This is a genomic window from Streptomyces sp. NPDC006879 (genome assembly GCF_042869595.1).
Lineage (GTDB): Bacteria > Actinomycetota > Actinomycetes > Streptomycetales > Streptomycetaceae > Streptomyces.
On sequence record NZ_JBIAGC010000020.1, the window covers coordinates 76,699 to 97,391 of the forward strand.

Genomic DNA, 20,693 nt, shown 5'->3' on the forward strand with positions numbered 1-20,693 from the left:
CCGGTTCAGCTCTTGGCCGCCGCGGCCTTGGTCGCCTTGGACCTGCTCGCCGTGGTGGGCGCGGTCTTGACCGAGTCCTCCACGGCGCTGCCCGCGGCGTCCGGGCCAGGCTCGGCCGCGAGGTCCTCCTTGCGGACGCCGACGCCCAGCTTCTCCTTGATCTTCTTCTCGATCTCGTTGGCGAGGTCGGGGTTGTCCTTCAGGAAGTTACGCGCGTTCTCCTTGCCCTGGCCCAGTTGATCGCCCTCGTAGGTGTACCAGGCACCGGCCTTGCGGACGAACCCGTGCTCCACACCCATGTCGATCAGACCGCCCTCGCGACTGATGCCCTGCCCATAGAGGATGTCGAACTCGGCCTGCTTGAAGGGGGGCGCGACCTTGTTCTTGACGACCTTCACCCGGGTACGGTTGCCGACCGCATCAGTGCCGTCCTTGAGGGTTTCGATCCGGCGAATGTCGAGGCGGACCGAGGCGTAGAACTTCAGCGCGCGACCACCGGTGGTGGTCTCGGGCGAGCCGAACATCACTCCGATCTTCTCGCGCAGCTGGTTGATGAAGATCGCGGTGGTCTTGGACTGGTTGAGCGCGCTGGTGATCTTTCGCAGCGCCTGGCTCATCAGTCGAGCCTGTAGGCCTACGTGGGAGTCGCCCATCTCGCCTTCGATCTCCGCGCGCGGGACCAGAGCGGCAACTGAGTCGATCACGATGAGGTCGAGCGCGCCGGAGCGGACGAGCATGTCCACGATCTCCAGCGCCTGCTCGCCGGTGTCGGGCTGGGACAGGATCAGGTTGTCCGTGTCCACACCGAGGGCCTTGGCGTACTCCGGGTCGAGGGCGTGCTCGGCGTCCACGAAAGCAACGGTGCCGCCGGCCTTCTGCGCGTTGGCCACCGCGTGCAGGGTCAGGGTGGTCTTACCAGAGGACTCCGGACCGTACACCTCGACCACGCGACCACGCGGCAGGCCGCCGACGCCGAGTGCGACGTCGAGTGCGGTCGACCCGGTGGGGATCACCTCGATGGGTTCGTTCGGCCGATCGCCGAGTCGCATCACCGCGCCCTTGCCGAATTGCCGTTCAATCTGCGCGAGCGCGGCATCCAGGGCCTTCTCGCGGTCGGTGCCTGCCATGGGTTCCACCCGATTTGCTTGAGTCGATCGCTTCACGTCCATGACGCTAACGCCTGCCACTGACAATGCGCCTCCACGCCCGTCCAGCCTGTGGATAACGAGGATGGATTCCTTGTGAACACTGGGCCGGAACCTCCATCAGAATGGATGCTCGATTTACCTGTCAAGCATGCCGCGCCCACCGACGCCGCACCCGGCCAGAGTCCCGACCCCCCACGCGCGCGTCCTCGGCGACCTCGTATCGCCGCACGTAGGCACCCAGGAAGGCCTGCAGGGTGGCCACGGCGGGAATCGCGATGAGCGCCCCCACGGCGCCCAGCAGCGCCGTCCCCGCGATGACGGAGCCGAAGGCGACCGCGGGGTGGATGTCCACGGTCCGGGACGTCAGCTTCGGCTGCAGCATGTAGTTCTCGAACTGCTGGTAGACCACCACGAACACCAGCACGTACAGCGCGTACCAGGGGTTGACCGTGAAGGCGATCAACATCGGCAAGGCACCCGCCAGGTACGTGCCGATGGTCGGAATGAACTGCGACACCAGCCCCACCCACACGGCGAGCGCCGGCGCGTACGGCACCTTGAGGACCAGCAGCAGGACGTAGTGCGCCACTCCGGAGATCAGTGCCATCAGTCCGCGGGAGTACAGGTAGCCCCCGGTCTTGGCCACCGCGATCTCCCAGGCCCGCAGCACCTCCAACTGGCGAGCGGGCGGCAGCACGGAGCACAGGGCCCCGCGCAGTCGCGGGCCATCGGCAGCGAAATAGAAGGAGAACAGTGCGATCGTCAGCAGCCGGAAGAGTCCGCCCAGCACCGTGGTGGACACGTCCAACACGCCGGTCGCGCCGTTCTGCACGTACTTCTGGAGCCAGTCCGAGTGCAGGAGGCTGTCCTGGATCGCGAGCCTGGACAACTCGGTGTGGAAGGTCTGGTTGATCCAGTTGATCACCGAGTCCAGGTACTTGGGGAACTCCTCGACCATGTCGAGGATCTGGCCGGCCAGCATCGAACCGAGGAGGATCACGAAGCCCAGCGCCGCGACCAACACCCCCAGGAAGACAAGGAAGGTGGCCAGGCCGCGGCGCATCCCGGAACGCTCCATGCGACTGACGGCCGGTTCGACCGCCAGCGCCAGGAAGAAGGCGATCAGGATGTTGACCAGCAGCCCCACCAGCTGGTGGAAGGCCCAACTGCCCAGTTGGAAACACCCGTAAAGGGCGAGCGCAAGGACAAGGGCGCGCGGAAGCCATCGCGGCATCCGCTCGGCGGCCCCCACGGGTGTGCGTCGGGGCGGGCGACGCCCAGGAGGCTGCTGCGCGGGCACCCGGGGGCGATGGGGACCCGCGGGCCGGTCCTCAACGTCACCGTCCGGCGCCACCGTGCTTCCGGTCGCCGCCGGCCCTCCGGGCTGCTGGTCCTCGCGGTTGGTCTCGTTCGTCGCTGCCACCCCGCAAGTCTGACCCACAACCGAATCGAACGAGTATGCGAGAGGGTCAGCGGCGGTCCATCGGGACGTCCATGGCGGCACACACCGCGCGCCAGACCTCCTTGGCTTCCCAGCCCGCGTCGAGCGCCTCACGCACCGTCCGCCCACCGAGCTGCGACATCACATGGTCCTTGGCGAAGGACTCCGCGTACCCGGCGCCGAAGTGGTCCGCCATCCGCTCCCAGAAAATCGTCAACCGCATGCGTCCAGTATCCCGCCCCCAGGAGTGCACCCTGCCGATCGGCCGGGCCCCCGGCGGACGGGCGCCCTACGGTTTCGACCATGTCTGGAGAGAAGACCCGGAAGCCCACCGCCGCGCCGCGCCCCCACCCGGCACCCCCGCAGTCCCGCACCGGACCCGCCCCCGAGACGCCCCTGTCCCGCGCTGAGCGGTTCATCTGGCTGACCGCCCGCGTCCTGGAACAACGGCGGTTCGCGTTCCACTTCCGGGCCGGGGAGCGCGAGCCCGTCGAGACGGCGCTCGACTCCCATCAGAACCCGGACGGCGGCTACGGCCATGCACTCGACCCCGACGTGCGCGGCCCGCTCAGCCACCCCCTGCACGCCTGCCATGCGCTCCGTGTGCTGGACTCGCTCGGCCGGTGCGCAGGCCGACGCGTCGAACGACTGTGCCACCACCTCAGCCGGGTCTCCACGCCGGACGGCGCCCTGCCCGCGATGCCGCCCGGGGCCGCCACCCACCCGAGCGCGCCCCACCTGCCCACCCGGGCGACGAAGACCGGCGACCTCAGGACCACCGGCCCCGTGGTGGGACTGCTGCACCGCAATCAGGTGTGGCACGCCTGGCTGTTCCGGGCCACCGACCACTGTTGGGCACACATCGAGTCCCTGCATCCCACCGATCCTCACGAGATCCGAGCCGCCGTCGACTTCCTCGACGGAGTACCCGACCGCTCCCGAGCCCTGGCCGCCGCCGACCGGTTGGGGCGCCTGGTCCGCGAGCGTCCATGGGTGGTGCTCGACCCACGCCGACCGCAGCAGTGCGTCGCCGGGCCCGGCGGCCCGCCCGGCCGACTGCTGCGGCCACTCGATTTCGCGCCCCGCCCGGAGTCCCTGGCCCGCGGATGGTTCACCGACGAGGAGATGGGCCACTGCCTGGACCACCTCGCAGCAGCACAAGAGCCCGACGGCGGGTGGCCGAACCGACGCCACCCCTGGACTCCCGCAATCGCCCCGGAGAGCCGTCCGATCGAGACGATCGAGGCGCTGCGCACCCTGCGCGCGTACGGGCGCCCGGTGGGATGAGTGCCCGGGCACGACCGGCGTTCCTCAACCTCCGAGGGCCCGCACTCCGGCGGTGACCAGCACAGCGGCGCCGATCACCACCAGGAAGGGCGCACGCCACAACAGAGCGAGTGCGGCAGCGGCCAGCCCGGCTGCCCGGGCGTCGAGGACCAGCCGCGCACCCTCGCTGAAGGTCTGCTGCGCGGTCAGTGCCGCCAGCAGCGCCACCGGAAGCAGCGCGGCTAGCCGCTGGACCACAGGGCGCTCCAGCACTCCGGCCGGCACCAGCAGCCCGAGGAGTTTGACCAGGTAACACCCCACGGCGGTGAGGCCGATCGCTATCCACACGGTCATCGCGGGTTCCTTCCGTGCGCCCGAGCGGGACGCCCGCCGATGTACAGCACCAGTGGCGCGGCCAGTGCCGCGGCCAGCACGGGAACGCCGGACGGCAGCACCGGCAGCGTGCCGAGGCCGAGCAGCAGGGCCAGGGCGGCAGTGACCCGTTGCGTCGGGGTACGCAGCATGGGCGCGAGCAGGGCGAGGAAGACCGCCGGACCCGCGGCGTCCAGGCCCCAGGCAGCGGTGTCACCGATCGCCTCCGCGCCGAGGGCGCCCAGGAGCGTGGTGAGGTTCCACAACACGTACAGCGTCAGCCCGGTGACGGTGAAGCCCAGGAGCGCCTCCCGCCTGTTGCGCTGCGCCAGTGCGACCGCCGTGCTCTCGTCGATCACCCAGTGCGCGGCGAGAGGACGCACGAAACGGGGCAAGGCCAGCAGTTGTGAGAGCCGCAGTCCGTAGAAGGCGTTGCGGACCCCCAGGAAGAAGGCCCCGGCGGCGGCCGTGAAGGGGTTGCCACCCGCGGCCAACGCACCCACCAGCGCGAACTGCGAGGCGCCGGTGAACACCAGCAGGCTCAGCGCGCAGGCCTGCGCGACGCTCAGTCCCGCTCCCGCCGCCGTCACTCCGAAGGCGAACCCGGAGAGACCCACTGCGACACCAACACCGAGCGCGTCCCGAACGACCGCACCTCGCCCCCGTTCACCCTCCGGGCGGCCCTTGTCCGCCCCCGTACCGCGTGCCGCTTCTGCGGCTGCCACCAGTTGCTGTTCGTTCACCCCGCGAACCTAGGCGGACGGCGGGTCCGGGGTCTTGTACGTTCTTGCAGGCGGGCGCCGGGCCTCGTCGGCCCGCTCACGTCGGTAGGCGCCCGGGGGGACGCCTACGATCCGCTTGAAGTGCCGGTTCAGGTGGGCCTGGTCCGTGAAGCCCACCAGCGTGGCGGTTTCCGCCGGTGGCGTACCTGCCTCCAACAGGGTGCGTGCCCGACGCACCCGGGCATCCGTGAGCCAGGCGTGCGGGGGCATCCCGTAGGCCTCGCGAAAGGCCCGCAGCAGCGCGAACGGGCTGGTCCCCACGCCGGCCGCGAGCCGTTCGAGGGAGGGCGGGTCGACCAGCCCTCCCTCCAGCGCCGCCCGCGCCCGGGCGGCGTCGGCGAAACCGGCGCTCGCCACCTCACGGGTCGGCAGCGGGCCGCCATGCCGGCGCAACAGCCGCGCGAGGGCCAGTCGGAGCAGGGTGTCCGCGGCCAGCGCGTTGCCGGCCTCGGCAGCCCGGTGAACCTCGCTGATCAGGTGGCCGGTCGAGGGGTCGGCAACCACCGAGACCGCGAAGCCGGGGGTGCCGCGCAAGGCGGTGACCTCCGCGGCCACCTCGGCGACGAGGCCACCGGAGGGGTAGAGGGTCGCGTACGCCCAACCCTCGGGTGCGCCCCGGCGTGCGGTGTGCGGCACCTCCGGGTTGATCAGGACCACGTCACCCGGGCCGGCGGCAAGGGGGCCGCCGGGCAGGCCGACCTCCTCGACCCCGCCGGTGACGGTCGCGAGTACGTAGCCCGCGTGGGCGTGCCGGGTGAAGGCGTGCCGCACGTAGCGGGCCCGGAGCAGGTCGACACCGGGCAGCCCGGTGGGACGCCAGTGCCGCGCCCACTCTCCGTCGCTCATCCCCCCATCATGCGGCAGCCGGTCAGCCGTCGTTCCCCCAGCTCTGCCGTGGGCGCGGGGCGTAGGCCGGGCATTGTCGGTGGCGGGGTGCACGATGGGAGGCATGGCCAGCACCGCACTCGAATCCTTCTCCCCCGCGACCCGCTCCTGGTTCACCGGGGCGTTTCGGGCACCCACTGCCGCGCAGGAAGGCGCCTGGCAGGCCATCACGGAGGGCTCGGACGTGCTGGTCGTGGCGCCCACCGGCTCGGGCAAGACCCTGGCCGCCTTCTTGGCCGCCCTGGACGCACTGGCCAGTTCCCCGCCGCCGGCGGAAGCCAAGAAGCGCTGCCGGGTGTTGTACGTTTCACCGCTCAAGGCCCTCGCGGTCGATGTGGAGCGCAATCTGCGCAGCCCCCTGACCGGCATCCGTCAGGAGTCGGTCCGGATGGGCCGTCCGGAGCCCGAGATCAGGGTGGGCATCCGCTCGGGCGACACTCCGCCCGCCGAGCGGCGGGCGCTGGCGACCCGCCCCCCGGACATCTTGATCACCACCCCGGAGTCCCTCTTCCTGATACTGACCTCCGCCGCCCGGGACGCGCTGGCCGGAGTCGAAACGGTCATCCTCGATGAGGTGCACGCGGTCGCCGGGACCAAGCGCGGCGCCCACCTGGCCCTCTCCTTGGAGCGGCTGGACGAACTGCTGCCACGGCCCGCGCGGCGCATCGGGCTCTCCGCGACCGTCCGTCCGGTGGACGAGGTGGCCCGCTTCCTGTCACCCAGTCGCCGGGTCGAGGTGGTCCAACCACTCTCGGGAAAGGAGTTCGACCTCTCGGTGGTCGTCCCCGTCCCGGACATGGGCGAGTTGGGCGGCTCACCCGCCAGCGAGGCCGCAGGCGGCACGGAAAGCGGCGACGGGCCGTCGATCTGGCCCCAGGTGGAGGAGCGGATCGCCGACCTGGTCCAGCAGCACCGCTCGACCATCGTCTTCGCGAACTCCCGCCGCCTCGCCGAGCGGTTGTGTAACCGGCTCAACGAGATCGCGTACGAACGGGCCACCGGCTCCCCCCTCCCCGACGGGGCGCCCCCAGCAGAGATCATGGCCCAGTCGGGGGCCACCCAGGGAGCTCCACCGCTCCTGGCCCGGGCCCACCACGGCTCGGTGTCCAAGGAGCAGCGGGCCCTGGTGGAGGAGGACCTCAAGGCGGGCCGACTGCCGGCGGTCGTCGCCACGTCGAGCTTGGAACTCGGCATCGACATGGGGGCGGTGGACCTCGTCGTCCAGGTGGAGTCACCCCCGTCGGTGGCCTCCGGGCTCCAGCGCGTCGGCCGCGCCGGCCACCAGGTGGGCGCGGTGTCGAGGGGGGTGGTCTTCCCCAAGTACCGCGGCGACCTGGTGCAGGCGGCGGTGGTCACCGAACGGATGCGCACCGGCGCCATCGAGTCGCTGCGAGTCCCCGCCAATCCGCTGGACGTGCTGGCCCAGCAGCTGGTGGCGATGGTCGCGCTGGACAGCTGGCAGGTAGACGACCTACTGGCGCTGGTGCGCCGGGCCGCCCCCTTCGCCTCGCTGCCCGATTCGGCGTTCTGGTCCGTCCTGGACATGCTCGCGGGCCGCTACCCCTCCGACGCCTTCGCCGAACTGCGCCCCCGGGTGGTGTGGGACCGCGTCGCCGGCACGGTCACCGGACGTCCGGGCGCCCAGCGCTTGGCCGTCACCTCTGGCGGCACCATTCCCGACCGCGGTCTGTTCGGGGTGTTCCTCGTGGGCTCGGACCCGAAGAAGGGCGGCGGCCGGGTCGGTGAGCTCGACGAGGAGATGGTGTACGAGTCGCGGGTGGGAGACGTGTTCACCCTGGGCACCACCTCCTGGCGGATCGAGGACATCACCCGGGACCGGGTTCTGGTCTCTCCCGCACCCGGAGTGCCGGGCCGGTTGCCGTTCTGGAAGGGCGACCAGCTGGGCCGGCCGCTGGAGTTGGGGCGGGCGCTGGGAGCCTTCCTGCGGGAGGTCGGGGCGCTGCCCGAGGAGGAAGCCCGACTGCGGCTGCTCGCCGCCGGCCTGGACTCCTGGGCGGCCGACAACCTCGTGTCCTACCTGGCCGAGCAGCGGGAAGCCTGCGGTCATGTGCCCGACGACCGCACGGTGTTGGTGGAGCGCTTCCGCGACGAGCTCGGCGACTGGCGGGTGGTGATCCACTCCCCCTTCGGGGCGCAGGTGCACGCCCCGTGGGCGCTGGCGCTCGGGGCCCGCCTGGCCGAGCGGTTCGGCATGGACGCCCAGGTGATGCACGCGGATGACGGCATCGTGCTGCGGCTACCCGACGCCGACCTGCTCGGACTGGACCTGCTCGATCAAGATCCGACCGCTCCCGCAGCCTTCGAGTTCGACCACGGCCAAGCCCCGCTGGGGGCAGCCGACGTGCTCTTCGACCGGGGTGAGGTCAGCCAGATCGTCACCGACCAGGTGGGCGGATCGGCCCTGTTCGCCTCCCGCTTCCGGGAGTGCGCGGCACGTGCCCTGCTGCTTCCCCGGCGCAGCCCCGGAAAGCGCACCCCGCTGTGGCAACAGCGACAGCGTGCGGCTCAGCTCCTCCAGGTCGCTTCCGAGTTCGGATCCTTCCCCATCGTCCTCGAAGCCGTCCGTGAATGCCTCCAGGACGTGTTCGACGTCCCGGGGCTCACCGAGCTCATGGGCGACATCGAGGCCCGCCGGGTCCGGCTGGTCGAGGTCACCACCGCCGAGCCCTCACCCTTCGCTCGTTCCCTGTTGTTCGGCTACGTCGCCCAGTTCCTCTACGAAGGGGACTCGCCGCTCGCCGAGCGGCGGGCCGCCGCGCTCTCCCTGGACTCACGTCTGCTCGCCGAACTCCTGGGGCAGGCGGAGCTGCGCGAGCTGCTCGACGTCGAGGTGCTGACCGAGCTGGAGAGCGAGCTCCAGTGGCTGACCGAGGAGCGCCGGGTGAAGGACTCCGAGGGCGTCGCCGACCTGCTGCGGGTGCTGGGCCCGCTCACCGCGGAGGAGCTCGCCGAGCGCGGCGCCGACCCCGGCTGGGCCACCGAGTTGGCGACTGCCCGCCGGGCGATCGCGGTGCGCATCGCCGGCACCGACCACTGGGCGGCGATCGAGGACGCGGGCCGGCTGCGGGACGCGTTGGGCACGGCCCTGCCCGTCGGTGTCCCCGAGGCCTTCACCGAGCCGGTCAAGGACCCGCTGAGCGACCTGCTGTCCCGCTATGCCCGCACCCACGGCCCCTTCACCTCCGCCGCGGTGGCGCAGCGGTTCGGTCTCGGGTCGGCGGTCACCGACGGAGCCCTGCAACGGCTGTCCGTCAGCGGGCGGATCGTGCAGGGCGAGTTCCATCCTTCGGGCATCGGGCAGGAGTGGTGCGACGCCACCGTGCTGCGCCGGCTGCGGCGGCGTTCGCTGGCCGCGCTGCGCCAGGAGCTGGAACCGGTCCCCCCACAGGCTCTCGCCTCCTTCCTCCCCCAGTGGCAACACGTCGGTGCCGGGCTGCGCGGCGTGGACGGCCTGGCCCGCGCCATCGAGCAGCTCCAGGGGGCTCCCGTGCCGGCCTCCGCACTGGAGCGGCTCGTCTTGCCCTGCCGTGTCCTTGACTACTCCCCCGCGCTCCTGGAAGAGCTCACCACCACCGGCGAAGTGCTCTGGGCGGGCGCCGGCGCCCTTCCTGGCAAGGACGGCTGGATCTCGCTCCACCTCGCGGACTCGGCGCCGCTTCTGCTACCGCCGCCGCAGCCGCTGGAGCTCGGCCCGCTGCACCGGGCGGTTGTGGAGGCGCTCTCCCCCGGCTACGGGCTCTTCTTCCGCCAGATCGCGGATCGAGTGCGCTTGGCCCACCCCGAGGCCACTGACCCTCAGCTCGCCGACACGATCTGGGACTTGGCCTGGTCCGGCCGCCTGACCAACGACACCCTTGCGCCCCTGCGTTCCCTGCTCGGCTCCGGTCGCACTGCTGGCTCGACCGCACACCGCGCCAAGCGCACCGTGCCCCGTGGTCGCTACGGATCACTCAACGCTGCGGCACGGCCGGCCTCCCGTTCCGGGCCGCCCACCGTGTCGGGCCGTTGGTCGCTGCTCCCGCCCATCGAGCCGGACCCGACCCCGCGGGCTCACGCTCTGGCCCGCACCCTCCTCGACCGCCACGGCGTCGTGACCCGTGGCGCGGTGGCCGCAGAGGGTGTGGCGGGAGGCTTCTCGGCCGTGTACCGCGTTCTGTCAGCCTTCGAGGACAGTGGTCAGGCCAGGCGTGGCTACGTCGTCGAAGGCCTCGGTGCCGCCCAGTTCGCGATGGACGGGGCGGTGGACCGGCTGCGGGCGGCGGCCGGGGCACGCGAGCGGGCGCAGCTGCGTGGCGGTCCGGAGACGGTGGTCCTGGCCGCAGCCGATCCGGCGAACGTCTACGGGGCCGCCCTAGCGTGGCCGGAGCCGCCTTCGGGCGCCGGCCACAAACCGGGCCGCAAGGCGGGGGCCTTGGTCGTCCTCGTCGACGGCGAGTTGTCCCTGTACCTGGAGCGGGGCGGCAAGACCCTGCTGGCTTGGGCAGGTGCCGAGGATCCGGGCCTGTTGGCTGCGGCAGAGGCACTCGCGTCCGCGGCGCGCGTCGGTGCCGTGGGAGCCCTCACGGTGGAGCGGACCAATGGCACGGCAGCACTGACCTCCCCCCTGGGCCGGGTGCTGGAGTCGGCGGGCTTCCATCCGACCCCTCGTGGGCTGAGGCTGCGTCCCTGACCTCGGCGGCGACAATGGTGGTATGCCCGAAGGAGACACCGTCTGGCACGCGGCCACTCGCCTCAACCACGCTCTCGCCGGAGCGGTGCTCGTCCGCAGCGACCTGCGGGTGCCCAGACTGGCGACGGTCGACCTCACCGGTCGACGGGTGTGGGAGGTCGTTCCGCGCGGCAAGCACCTCCTCGCCCGCATCGAGGGCGGGCTGACTCTCCACAGCCATCTGAGGATGGACGGCGCCTGGCGCGTCTTCGACTCCGGCGAGAAGTGGCGTGGTGGACCCGCACACGAGATCCGGGCGGTGCTGGGCTGCGCCGCGCACACAGCGGTCGGTTACCGTCTGCCGGTGTTGGAGCTGTTGCGCACCACCGAAGAGGGGCGGGTGCTCGGGCATCTCGGTCCCGATCTCCTCGGGCCCGACTGGGACGCGGACCTCGCGGTAGCACATCTTCTGGCCGATCCGAGCTGTCCGCTGGGGGAAGCCCTACTCGATCAGCGCAAGCTGGCGGGCCTTGGCAACGTGTACAAGGCGGAGTTGTGTTTCATGGCAGGGGTGACGCCCTGGCGTCCAGTGGGTGACCTCCCCGTGTCGACGGTGCGCCGGCTGGTGGTGACCGCCCAACGCCTCCTGGTAGCCAACCGGACTCGCCCTTCCGCCCGTACCACCACGGGCAGCCGCCGTCCGGGACGTGGCCTCTTCGTGTACGGGCGTGCCAACCAGGCGTGTTGGCGATGCGGGACGACGATCCGGAGCGGGCGGCAGCAGGATCGTCCGGCCTATTGGTGCCCCCGTTGCCAGTCCGGCCCCACCCGCTAGTTGACGTACCGTCAGTGTGGCCCTACCGTCCCCGCATGCTCCCCGAGCCGTACGACCTCACGGGCCGAGCCGCGTTCGTCACCGGCGCCGCCAGCGGCATCGGGCGCGCCTGCGCGACCCTCCTCGCCCGTTCGGGTGCCACCGTCCACTGTGCGGACCTCCACGGGAAGGGGCTTGAGGACACCGTGGCCCATATCGTCGAGGGCGGCGGCACGGCCCACGGACATCGCCTCGACGTCACCGAGCACCGACAGGTACGGGACGCCGTCAAGGCCGCGGTCCGTCTCTCCGGCGGGTTGGACATCGCCGCCGCTATCGCCGGGATCATGCATTCCGCAACGGTCCTGGAAACCCGCGAGGAGGACGTGGACCGTGTGCTGTCCGTGAACTTCAAGGGCGTGCTGTTCACCTGCCAGGAGTCCGCGCGCGCCATGATCGCCAGCCAACGTCCCGGCAGCATCATCACCATGGCATCCGGGGCGATCGACACGGCACACCCGGGGTTGCTGTGTTACGGCGCCGCCAAGGCCGCCGTGGTCCAGCTCACCAAGACCCTGGCCACCGAGACCGGCCCGCTAGGGCTACGGGTGAACGCGGTGGCTCCGGGATGGATACGCACCCCCATGACCGAGCGCCACGGGAGCGAGGCACAGCGAGCGGCCGAGGCCTCCATGGCGCAGCGATCACCACTGCGCCGGGTCGGAGAGGTCGAGGACGTCGCCCAGGCAGTGCTGTACCTGGCAAGCGACGCCTCGTCGTTCATGACGGGGCAGGTACTCCGCCCCAATGGAGGTGTCACCATGCCTTGGTGAACCGCCAGCACCGCACGGGCCTGCTCAACCCTCCGGGCTGCCGGGGCTGACGCGAGCGCGGGCCCGCGCCGCCATCGCGGCGGGTACGGCGTGCACGGGAAGCAGGCTGATCCCCCAGCCACCGAGAGCCACGGCGCATTCGAACGTCCCCGCCCGGCCCGGCGCCGCCACCAGGCGTAGGGCCGCCCACCACCACAAGGAAGCGCCGAAGAGCACCAGCGCCCACCGCAGGGGCCTGTGCATCCGTTCCACCGAGCGACTCCATGGCATGCTCGGCCTCCCTCGCCCGGGGCACCAGACGCCCCTCCGCCTTGCGATGTGCCACCCCTACTGGCGCCCGCAGCATCACCCTGGCCACCGGGGCAGACACTTTGGCAAGTCTGGCGCATCGGTCCGATGGCCGCATCCCCGAGGCGAATAGCCGAAAGCCCCGCACCGGCACCCATCGCACCGGTCGGGGCATGACTCCCTCGCGCGGCCGTGCGCCGCATGAGTAGCCGTTACGCGGCTACGACGTTCACCGCTTCCTGTGGCGTCTTGATGGTCACCCGCTCGGTGGGGCCGCCCGTGACGGAAGTCACGGACACCGAATTGAGCATCGGGCGCACCGGCGCCGGCACCGGATCGCTTGCCGCAGCCGACTGGGCCAGCTCGGCGAGCGACAACTCGTCACTGACTTCGCGCATCAGCTCGGACATCCGTACGTCGAGCGCGTCGCAGATCGCGGAGAGCAGTTCGGAGGAAGCCTCCTTCTGCCCCCGCTCCACCTCGGAGAGATAGCCGAGAGAAACCCGGGCGGAGGAGGAGACTTCGCGCAGAGTACGGCCCTGGCGCTGGCGCTGCCGACGCAGCACGTCACCAAGCAGGCGACGGAGCAAAATCATCGGTGGCTCCCTCCTCGGTCCGTAAAGCCGCATCCTTCACGCCCCACCGTACCGCCTTGCGCCGCGGCCGTGCGGGGAGCGATGTCGTGTTCACTCAGGGCTGCAAACATCAAACCCCCCCGTTCCGTTCCGTATCCTGTGCCCGCGCATTCCCGGCGAGTTCGCCGAGGAGGAGTGCGAGTACCGTGCGTGCACTCTCCATACGGATGTCCGCGCGGCTCCCGTTCAATCTCAAGGGGGCCGTTTTCCCGCCACCAGGCCACGCGACGGCGATGTACACGGTGCCGACGGGCTGCCCGTCCTGGGGCTCCGGGCCGGCGACTCCAGTGGTCGCGAGCGCCCAGTGAGCGCCGAACAGGCGTCGCACCCCCTCGGCCATCTCGGCTGCCACCTCGGCGTTCACCGCACCGTGGTGGGTGAGCAGCTCTCCGTTCACGCGTAGGAGGTTCCGTTTGACCTCCGTGGCGTACGCCGTGACGGACCCCAGGAAGACCCGTGAGGCTCCGGCCACCGAAGTCAGCTCGGCGGCCACCAGCCCGCCGGTCAAGGACTCCGCCACCGCGAGCGTCTCGTCACGCTCCGCAAGCACCGAGAGGATGTCCGCGGCCAGGTCCACGCCGGTCCGTGCGCCCGTGCGCCCTGCCGCGGCCTCCTCACCCCCAATTACCGTGGAGTTACCGCTCATGCCGGTCTCGACTCACCTTCAAGCCCGAGTGGGCTGTTCGCCGTGTTCCCGCGCCAGCCCCTGACGCCGCAGCACAACGGCCTGGCGCACGTAGTCGAGTGCTGTCACCACGGTGAGCGCCACAGCCACAGCCATCACCCAGAAGCGGAAGGTGGCCAGCGGTCCGGTCAGGGCCAGCACATACATGCCAACCGCGGTGCCCTGCGCCAAGGTCTTCATCTTGCCGCCGCGGCTGGCCGGGATGACTCCGTAGCGGATCACCCAGAACCGCATGAGGGTGATCCCGAGCTCACGGCCCAAGATCACACCGGTCACCCACCAGGGGAGATCACCGAGCCAGGAGAGACAGATGAGGGCCGCCCCCATGATCGCCTTGTCTGCGATGGGGTCGGCGATCTTCCCGAAGTCCGTCACCAGGTTGTAGGTCCGGGCAAGATGACCGTCGAAGACATCGGTGATCATGGCTACCGCGAAAGCCGCCCAGGCAAGCGCCCGCCAGGCCGGGTCGTACCCGCCGTCAGCCAGGAGCAGCAGGACGAAACCCGGGACGAGTGCGAGCCGCACCATGGTCAAGATGTTGGCGATGTTCCACAGGCTGGCCTGATTGACGGCCGCAGCCCCCAGCTTGCCGCCGGGCGCCGGCGCCGCGCCGGTACCACCCGCCGCTGATGCCGGGACTCCGGTCATCCGGTCGCCTCCTCGGAGACTCGGTCGACGTCGAGGCCGGCGTCCAGGGGCTCGGCGACGAGGTCGACCCCCAAGCTCCCGACGACCTTCGCCAGGACCATACGGCCAGCAACCAGCCCCTCGCTGGTCGTGAACAGGACCTGACCGTCGGTCTCGGGGGCCTGGTGAGCGGCGCGACCGGTGGCACCATCGGCGTCCTCGTCGATGACCTCCACCGATTCGACGAGGACCTCCACGCTCTCGCCGATCCGTTCCTCCGCCCGCTGCGAGGTGAGCTCCTCCGCCAGCCGCTGCATGTGGGCCAGCCGCTCGGCGATCACGTCCTCGTGGAGCTTGTCCTCGTAGGTGACCGCTTCGGTGCCCTCCTCGTCGGAATAGCCGAAGACGCCGATCGCGTCGAGTCGGGCACCGGTGAGGAATCGCTCCAGTTCGGCGAAGTCCGACTCCCGCTCACCGGGGAAGCCCACGATGAAATTGGAGCGGATGCCGGCCTGAGGTGCTTTGGAGCGAATTGTCGCAAGCAGTTCCAGGAAGCGTTCGGTGTCTCCGAAGCGGCGCATGGCGCGCAGGACGTCCGGAGCCGAGTGCTGGAAGGAAAGGTCGAAATAGGGCGCGACCTTCGGGGTGGCGGTCAACACGTCGATCAGCCCGGGCCGCATCTCCGCGGGCTGAAGGTAGCTGACGCGGATCCGCTCGATGCCGTCGACGTCGGCGAGCTCCGGCAGCAGGGTCTCCAGCAGCCGGATGTCTCCGAGGTCCTTGCCGTAGGAGGTGTTGTTCTCGGAGACCAGCATGATCTCTTTGACGCCCTGCTCGGCCAGCCAGCGGGTCTCGCCCAGCACGTCGCTGGGACGGCGCGAGATGAAGGAGCCACGGAAGGACGGGATAGCGCAGAAGGAGCAGCGGCGGTCGCACCCGGAGGCGAGCTTCACCGAAGCCACCGGGCTGGTGTCCAGGCGACGCCGGAGCGGCGCACGCGGACCCGACGCGGGGGCGATCCCCTCGGGCAGGTCGGCGGGCTCGGTGTCCTGGGCGTGGCCGGGCAGCGCCACCTCGGGCGCGCCCTGGCGCTCGGCCGGGCTGATCGGCAGCAGCTTACGGCGGTCACGCGGGGTGTGCGAGGCGTGAATACCACCGTTGAGGATGGTCTGGAGGCGGTCTGAGATGTCCGCGTAGTCATCGAATCCGAGGACGCCGTCGGCCTCAGGCAGCGCTTGCGCCAGCTCCTTGCCGTATCGCTCGGCCATGCAGCCGACGGCGACGACGGCCTGGGTGCGGCCCTGATCCTTGAGATCATTGGCCTCCAGCAGGGCGTCTACGGAGTCCTTTTTGGCGGCTTCGACGAAACCACAGGTGTTGACGACGGCCACGTCCGCATCGGAGGCGTCTTGGACGAGCTCCCAGCCGTCCGCTGCCAAGCGGCCTGCGAGCTCCTCCGAGTCCACCTCGTTGCGGGCGCAGCCAAGAGTGACAAGGGCGACGGTACGGCGTTCGGGCATGGACTCAAGACTACTTCGTTCCGACGCGGGCCCTGTCCGCGCGTCCCCAGCCCCTGAAGACGACGACGCTCCCCGGTCGGCGACGGCGCCTTCCGGGGAGCGGGGTGGTGCTGGTCAGCCGGCCTGCGCTGCGTCCTCTTCCGGCTGGGGATCGTCCTTGGTGTAGGTCAGGCGTTCCACCTGACCGGGCTGGAACTCGTCCTTGATCTGCTGACCGTTCACGAACAGCTGAACGGCTCCCGCATTGCCGAGAACCAGGTCGATGGACTCCTTGTCGGTGAACGTCTTGGAGTCGCCCTCTTGGAGTGTGCCGTCGAAGAGCAGCCGACCGTTGTGGTCCTTCGCCGAGATCCAGCTCTCGCCGCCGTCGGCGGTGAGCTTGACCGTGACCAGGTCACGCGGTGCGGCAGCGATGGCGCTGTCCGAGGGGTCCGGCTTCTCGGCCGCTGGCGCGACCGGCTTGGCGCTGGGCTTGGGGGCGGCAGGCTGCGGCGAGGCGGAGCCTTCGGCCACCGGCTGCGCGCGGTCCGCGTCGGTTCCGCCCAGGAGGGTGAAGCCGACGAAACCGATGACCGCGACGATCGCCGCGACCATGGCCGCGGTCCAGTTCGGATTTCGCCGTTCGGGACGAATCCGCTCCGCTTCGAACATGGGTGCAGCCGAGGTGGGGGCGGGGCGACCGCCGTGGTCCGCGTCGAACCGCTCGACGAGCTCCTCGGGGTCGAGGCCCACGGCGCGGGCGAGCGTCCGGACGTGCCCGCGGGCGTAGACATCGCCTCCGCACCGCGAGAAGTCGTCCTGCTCGATCGCGTGCACGATGGGGATGCGCACGCGAGTCGTGCCGCTGACCTCGTCGACGGTCAGTCCGGCACGGATCCGGGCCTGCTTCAGGACGTGGCCGATTGACGGCCGGTCGTCTGTCGAAGGCCGTTCTTCTTCAGGGGAGTTGGCGTTGCCGATGGACACGTGGGCGCCTTTCGAGCGTGTAGCCACCTGCTGGATGTCCAGTCTAGGGGGGTTACGAAAGGGGTGAGCAACCGGGAGGGTGGTCTTTGTAGGCCATCGGTATGGCTTCGTTGCCCCGATGCCGACAACACCGCCCTCTCCCCCCAACTTGACGCACGGCCAGCGGAAACGGTTGTACGCCGTTCTGTTACGGCTCGGTCTCGCCTCGGATCACGGCCAGGACGCCGTCCAGCTCGTCGGGCTTGACAAGCACGTCCCGTGCCTTCGACCCCTCGCTCGGACCCACGACTCCCCGAGACTCCATCAGGTCCATCAGACGACCGGCCTTGGCGAAACCCACCCTCAACTTGCGCTGGAGCATCGAGGTGGACCCGAACTGGGTGGTGACGACCAGTTCGGCCGCCTGACACAGGAGGTCGAGATCGTCGCCGATCTCCTCGTCGACCTCCCTCTTCTGCTTCTGCCCGAGGACGACGTCCTCACGGAAGACCGGAGCCATCTGGTCCTTGCAGTGTTGGACGACGCCGGCGACCTCGGCCTCGGTGACGAAGGCGCCCTGCATGCGGGTAGGCTTGTTGGCTCCCATGGGCAGGAAGAGGCCATCGCCCTTACCGATGAGCTTCTCGGCACCCGGCTGATCAAGGATGACCCGGCTGTCAGCGAGGGAGGAGGTGGCGAACGCCAGCCGCGACGGAACATTGGCCTTGATCAGACCCGTCACCACGTCGACGGAGGGCCGCTGGGTGGCGAGCACCAAGTGGATGCCGGCGGCGCGGGCGAGCTGTGTGATGCGCACGATGGCGTCTTCCACGTCACGCGGGGCCACCATCATCAGGTCAGCGAGCTCGTCGACGATGACCAACAGATAGGGGTAGGGCTGGAGCTCGCGCTCACTGCCCTCCGGCAGCTTCACCTTGCCGGCCCGGATCGCCTCGTTGAAGTCGTCGATGTGTCGGAAGCCGAAGGCCGCCAGATCGTCGTAGCGCAGGTCCATCTCACGCACCACCCATTGGAGCGCCTCGGCGGCCCGTTTGGGGTTGGTGATGATGGGGGTGATCAGGTGCGGGATGCCTTCGTACGCGGTGAGCTCGACCCGCTTGGGGTCGACCAGCACCATCCGCACGTCCTCGGGCGTCGCCCGGACCATGATCGAGGTGATCAGGCAGTTGATGCAGGAGGACTTTCCGGATCCGGTGGCGCCGGCCACCAGGACGTGCGGCATCTTGGCGAGGTTGGCCATCACATAGCCGCCCTCCACGTCCTTGCCGAGCGCCACCAGCATCGGGTGGTCGTCCTCGGCCGCGTCCGCGAGGCGGAGCACGTCACCGAGGTTGACCATCTCGCGATCGGTGTTGGGGATCTCGATGCCGACCGCGGACTTGCCCGGGATCGGGCTGATGATCCGGACGTCCGGGCTGGCCACCGCATAGGCGATGTTCTTGGTCAGGGCCGTGATCCGTTCGACCTTCACCGCCGGGCCGAGTTCCACCTCGTAGCGGGTGACGGTCGGCCCCCGGGTGAAACCGGTGACGCGCGCGTCCACCTTGAACTCGCTGAAGACCGTGGTGAGGGAGGCGACCACGGCGTCGTTGGCGGCGCTCCGGGTCTTGCCCGGGCCACCGCGCTCCAACAGGTCCAAGGAGGGCAGGGCGTAGGTGATGTCGCCGGCCAGCTTCAGCTGTTCGGCCCGCGGCGGCAGTGTGTTCGGCGCCTCGGGCGCCGCCTTGGTCAGGTCCGGCACCGCCGTGGAGGGCTGCGCCCCCCGTGCAGAGGGCAGTGGCGTCGTTGGCGGCTGTGGAGTGGGCACCTGCGCGGTGCGTTCAACACCATGGGTGAGGTCGGCGACCACCGGGGACGGTGGAAGCCCGCCGAGCACTGCTCCGTCCAGCGCGGCGGCGGCAGCCGCCGCGACGTCCACCGCGTCCATGGAGCGGTTCGACGCCGGCTGAACGGGGGCCCGGCGGACCCGCCGCCGGTTGAGCGCCTCCTCCTCGGCCAGTTCCTGTCCGGGCTCGGCAGCGACCGAGCGGCGGCGCGGGCCGGGCCGCCGGTGCTCCGGGGCATGGGCGGCCCCCCACTCCGGGGCGTCCTGCTCCTCACCCTCCTCGGCCGCGTACCGGTCCGCCGGGGCGAGCACGCCGAGGCGGACTCCCAGCTCCCGCAGCCGTTGCGGCACGGCATTGACGGGGGTGGCGGTGACCACGAGCAGACCGAAGACCGTCAACAGCACCAGCAACGGCACCGCCAGGGCCGCGCCCATGGTGAAGATGAGCGGCTTGGAGGCAGCCCAGCCGATCAGCCCGCCGGCGTCCTGCATCGCGGTGGTTCCCTCACCACGGCCCGGTGCACCGCAAGCGATGTGGACCTGTCCGAGCACACCGACCACGAGAGCGGACAGCCCAATGCCGATCCGGCCGTTGGCGTCGGTCTGCTCGGGGTGGCGGATGATCCTCACCGCCATGACCCCTAGCAGTATCGGCACCAGCAGGTCGAGGCGGCCGAAAGCCCCGGTGACCAGCATCGTGACCAGGTCTCCGACCGGGCCTCGGAGATTGGACCAGGTACCGGCGGCGGTGATCAGGGCGAGGCCGAGCAGCAGCAGGGCCAACCCGTCCTTCCGGTGCGCCGGGTCCAGGTTCCTCGCGCTGTGGCCGATGCCGCGGAAGCCGGCGCCCACCGCATGGGCCAACCCCAGCCACAGTGCGCGGACCAGACGGACCACTCCCCCGGTGGGGGACGGAGCTTGCCTGGCGGGCGCGGCCTTCTTGGCGGGGGTCTTCCGTGCGGGCCCGCGGGAACTGGCTGCGGCCTTCTTGGCGGGCGGCTTTCGTGCGGGCGCGGCCTTCTTGGCCACCGCCGCGGTACGGCTGGCGCGGGGCTTCGCGGCGCCCGCCGTGCCCTGGGAACCCTTGCCGGACGTACTGGAAGCCATGGAGCGAGGTTACCTGCGCGAGGCGCAAGGCACACGTGTGCCCACCTCTTCACCCGATCGTGTCGCCGGCACAATACGGCTGACGGGGTGCTGCCTGACCCTGCCTCAGAGTCATCCGTGGGCAGGCACGGTGGGCGCACCGCCGCCGGTACCGGGCTCCAACGCGTCCAGTGCTCTGCGCAGGCCGGTGAGTTTGCGCTCCAGATGGGCCGCGGTGGCGACAGCCGCCGGGTCGGCCGCGTCGTCGTCGAGCTGTTTGGAAAGCGCTTCGGCCTGTTCCTCCACCGCGGCGAGTCGGGCCGAGAGCTCGGCCAGCAACCCTGCGGGCTCCTTCGACCCCCCGGCCCCGTGGTGCTGCCCACCGTCGAGCTGAAGCCGGAGCAGTGCGGCTTGTTCGCGCAGTTGGCAGTTCTTCATGTAGAGGTCGACGAAGACCGAGACCTTCGCCCGAAGCACCCACGGATCGAAGGGCTTGGAGATGTAGTCGACCGCCCCCGCCGCGTAGCCCCGGAAGGTGTGGTGCGGACCGTGGTTGATCGCGGTGAGGAAGATGATCGGGATATCGCGGGTCCGCTCCCGCCGCTTGATGTGCGCAGCGGTCTCGAAGCCGTCCATTCCCGGCATTTGGACGTCCAGCAGAATGACTGCGAAATCGTCCGTGAGCAGCGCCTTGAGCGCTTCCTCCCCTGACGATGCCCGAACCAGTGTCTGATCCAGCGCAGAGAGGATGGCCTCCAGCGCCAGCAGATTCTCCGGCCGGTCATCGACCAGGAGGATCTTGGCCTTCTGCACCATGGCCCGTCCTCCTCGCCCCGGAAGTACACCGGGCG

General features: G+C 70.4%; 18 protein-coding genes. 4 read left to right on the top strand and 14 right to left on the bottom strand.

Translation table 11 applies throughout. The features are described from left to right. Nucleotides 1-5: 5 nt before the first annotated feature. From recA to ACFYMC_RS17300, 3 genes are all read right to left on the bottom strand, one after another. Nucleotides 6-1,127 (bottom strand): recombinase RecA, encoded by a 1,122-nt coding sequence (gene recA / locus ACFYMC_RS17290; protein ID WP_388525378.1) that lies wholly within the window; start codon nucleotides 1,125-1,127, stop codon nucleotides 6-8. A 163-nt stretch (nucleotides 1,128-1,290) separates the two neighbouring features. Continuing rightward, a complete protein-coding gene (locus ACFYMC_RS17295) occupies nucleotides 1,291-2,382 on the bottom strand; it encodes an AI-2E family transporter (protein ID WP_388525447.1) in 1,092 nt (363 codons plus the stop codon). A 235-nt stretch (nucleotides 2,383-2,617) separates the two neighbouring features. Then, complete coding sequence (locus ACFYMC_RS17300; RefSeq protein ID WP_388525382.1) at nucleotides 2,618-2,812, bottom strand: DUF3046 domain-containing protein; 195 nt, start codon at nucleotides 2,810-2,812, stop codon at nucleotides 2,618-2,620. A gap of 80 nt (nucleotides 2,813-2,892) precedes the next feature. On the opposite strand from ACFYMC_RS17300, the gene ACFYMC_RS17305 reads away from it, so the two are divergent. Then, a complete protein-coding gene (locus tag ACFYMC_RS17305) occupies nucleotides 2,893-3,876 on the top strand; it encodes a hypothetical protein (protein ID WP_388525385.1) in 984 nt (327 codons plus the stop codon). A 24-nt stretch (nucleotides 3,877-3,900) separates the two neighbouring features. Here ACFYMC_RS17305 and ACFYMC_RS17310 read toward each other — a convergent pair whose 3' ends face one another. The 3 genes from ACFYMC_RS17310 to ACFYMC_RS17320 are packed head-to-tail and all read right to left on the bottom strand — an operon-like array spanning nucleotide 3,901 to nucleotide 5,855. Further along, a complete protein-coding gene (locus ACFYMC_RS17310) occupies nucleotides 3,901-4,209 on the bottom strand; it encodes an AzlD domain-containing protein (RefSeq protein WP_388525388.1) in 309 nt (102 codons plus the stop codon). Further along, nucleotides 4,206-4,970: an AzlC family ABC transporter permease gene (locus ACFYMC_RS17315; protein ID WP_388525391.1), complete on the bottom strand. Its 765-nt coding sequence runs from the start codon at nucleotides 4,968-4,970 to the stop codon at nucleotides 4,206-4,208. The genes ACFYMC_RS17310 and ACFYMC_RS17315 overlap by 4 nt, the downstream gene beginning before the upstream one ends. 9 nt (nucleotides 4,971-4,979) lie before the next feature. Beyond that, nucleotides 4,980-5,855, bottom strand: coding sequence for an AraC family transcriptional regulator (locus ACFYMC_RS17320; protein WP_388525394.1), 876 nt, complete (start codon nucleotides 5,853-5,855; stop codon nucleotides 4,980-4,982). A gap of 103 nt (nucleotides 5,856-5,958) precedes the next feature. Here ACFYMC_RS17320 and ACFYMC_RS17325 point away from each other — a divergent pair, with 103 nt between their 5' ends. Genes ACFYMC_RS17325 through ACFYMC_RS17335 form a run of 3 tightly spaced genes read left to right on the top strand, consistent with a single transcriptional unit; the run spans nucleotide 5,959 to nucleotide 12,210 of the window. Next, complete coding sequence (locus ACFYMC_RS17325; RefSeq protein ID WP_388525397.1) at nucleotides 5,959-10,584, top strand: ATP-dependent helicase; 4,626 nt, start codon at nucleotides 5,959-5,961, stop codon at nucleotides 10,582-10,584. 22 nt (nucleotides 10,585-10,606) lie between these two features. Continuing rightward, nucleotides 10,607-11,398 (top strand): Fpg/Nei family DNA glycosylase, encoded by a 792-nt coding sequence (locus ACFYMC_RS17330; RefSeq protein WP_388525400.1) that lies wholly within the window; start codon nucleotides 10,607-10,609, stop codon nucleotides 11,396-11,398. 35 nt (nucleotides 11,399-11,433) lie between these two features. Then, entirely contained in the window at nucleotides 11,434-12,210 is a 777-nt protein-coding gene (locus ACFYMC_RS17335) for an SDR family NAD(P)-dependent oxidoreductase (protein WP_388525403.1), read from the top strand. Nucleotides 12,211-12,234: 24 nt separating this feature from the next. On the opposite strand, the gene ACFYMC_RS17340 is transcribed toward ACFYMC_RS17335, so the two are convergent. The 8 genes from ACFYMC_RS17340 to ACFYMC_RS17375 all read right to left on the bottom strand — a co-directional run bounded on the left by ACFYMC_RS17340 (nucleotide 12,235) and on the right by ACFYMC_RS17375 (nucleotide 20,658). Next, nucleotides 12,235-12,480, bottom strand: coding sequence for a hypothetical protein (locus tag ACFYMC_RS17340; protein WP_388525406.1), 246 nt, complete (start codon nucleotides 12,478-12,480; stop codon nucleotides 12,235-12,237). Nucleotides 12,481-12,710: 230 nt separating this feature from the next. Then, a complete protein-coding gene (locus ACFYMC_RS17345) occupies nucleotides 12,711-13,094 on the bottom strand; it encodes a helix-turn-helix domain-containing protein (protein WP_388525408.1) in 384 nt (127 codons plus the stop codon). 109 nt (nucleotides 13,095-13,203) lie between these two features. Then, nucleotides 13,204-13,779 (bottom strand): CinA family protein, encoded by a 576-nt coding sequence (locus tag ACFYMC_RS17350; RefSeq protein WP_388525411.1) that lies wholly within the window; start codon nucleotides 13,777-13,779, stop codon nucleotides 13,204-13,206. 18 nt (nucleotides 13,780-13,797) lie between these two features. Continuing rightward, complete coding sequence (gene pgsA, locus ACFYMC_RS17355; RefSeq protein WP_388525413.1) at nucleotides 13,798-14,466, bottom strand: CDP-diacylglycerol--glycerol-3-phosphate 3-phosphatidyltransferase; 669 nt, start codon at nucleotides 14,464-14,466, stop codon at nucleotides 13,798-13,800. Next, nucleotides 14,463-15,965 carry a 30S ribosomal protein S12 methylthiotransferase RimO gene (gene rimO, locus ACFYMC_RS17360; protein WP_388525416.1) on the bottom strand — a complete coding sequence of 501 codons (1,503 nt, stop codon included), beginning with the start codon at nucleotides 15,963-15,965 and terminating at the stop codon, nucleotides 14,463-14,465. The genes pgsA and rimO overlap by 4 nt, the downstream gene beginning before the upstream one ends. 114 nt (nucleotides 15,966-16,079) lie before the next feature. Further along, nucleotides 16,080-16,931 (bottom strand): helix-turn-helix domain-containing protein, encoded by an 852-nt coding sequence (locus ACFYMC_RS17365; protein WP_388525419.1) that lies wholly within the window; start codon nucleotides 16,929-16,931, stop codon nucleotides 16,080-16,082. 187 nt (nucleotides 16,932-17,118) lie between these two features. Continuing rightward, the gene (locus tag ACFYMC_RS17370; RefSeq protein WP_388525422.1) at nucleotides 17,119-19,863 is read right to left on the bottom strand and encodes a DNA translocase FtsK; all 2,745 of its coding nucleotides are present in this window, start codon (nucleotides 19,861-19,863) and stop codon (nucleotides 17,119-17,121) included. Between the two features lie 111 nt (nucleotides 19,864-19,974). After that, complete coding sequence (locus tag ACFYMC_RS17375; protein WP_388525424.1) at nucleotides 19,975-20,658, bottom strand: two-component system response regulator; 684 nt, start codon at nucleotides 20,656-20,658, stop codon at nucleotides 19,975-19,977. Between the last annotated feature and the right edge of the window lie 35 nt (nucleotides 20,659-20,693).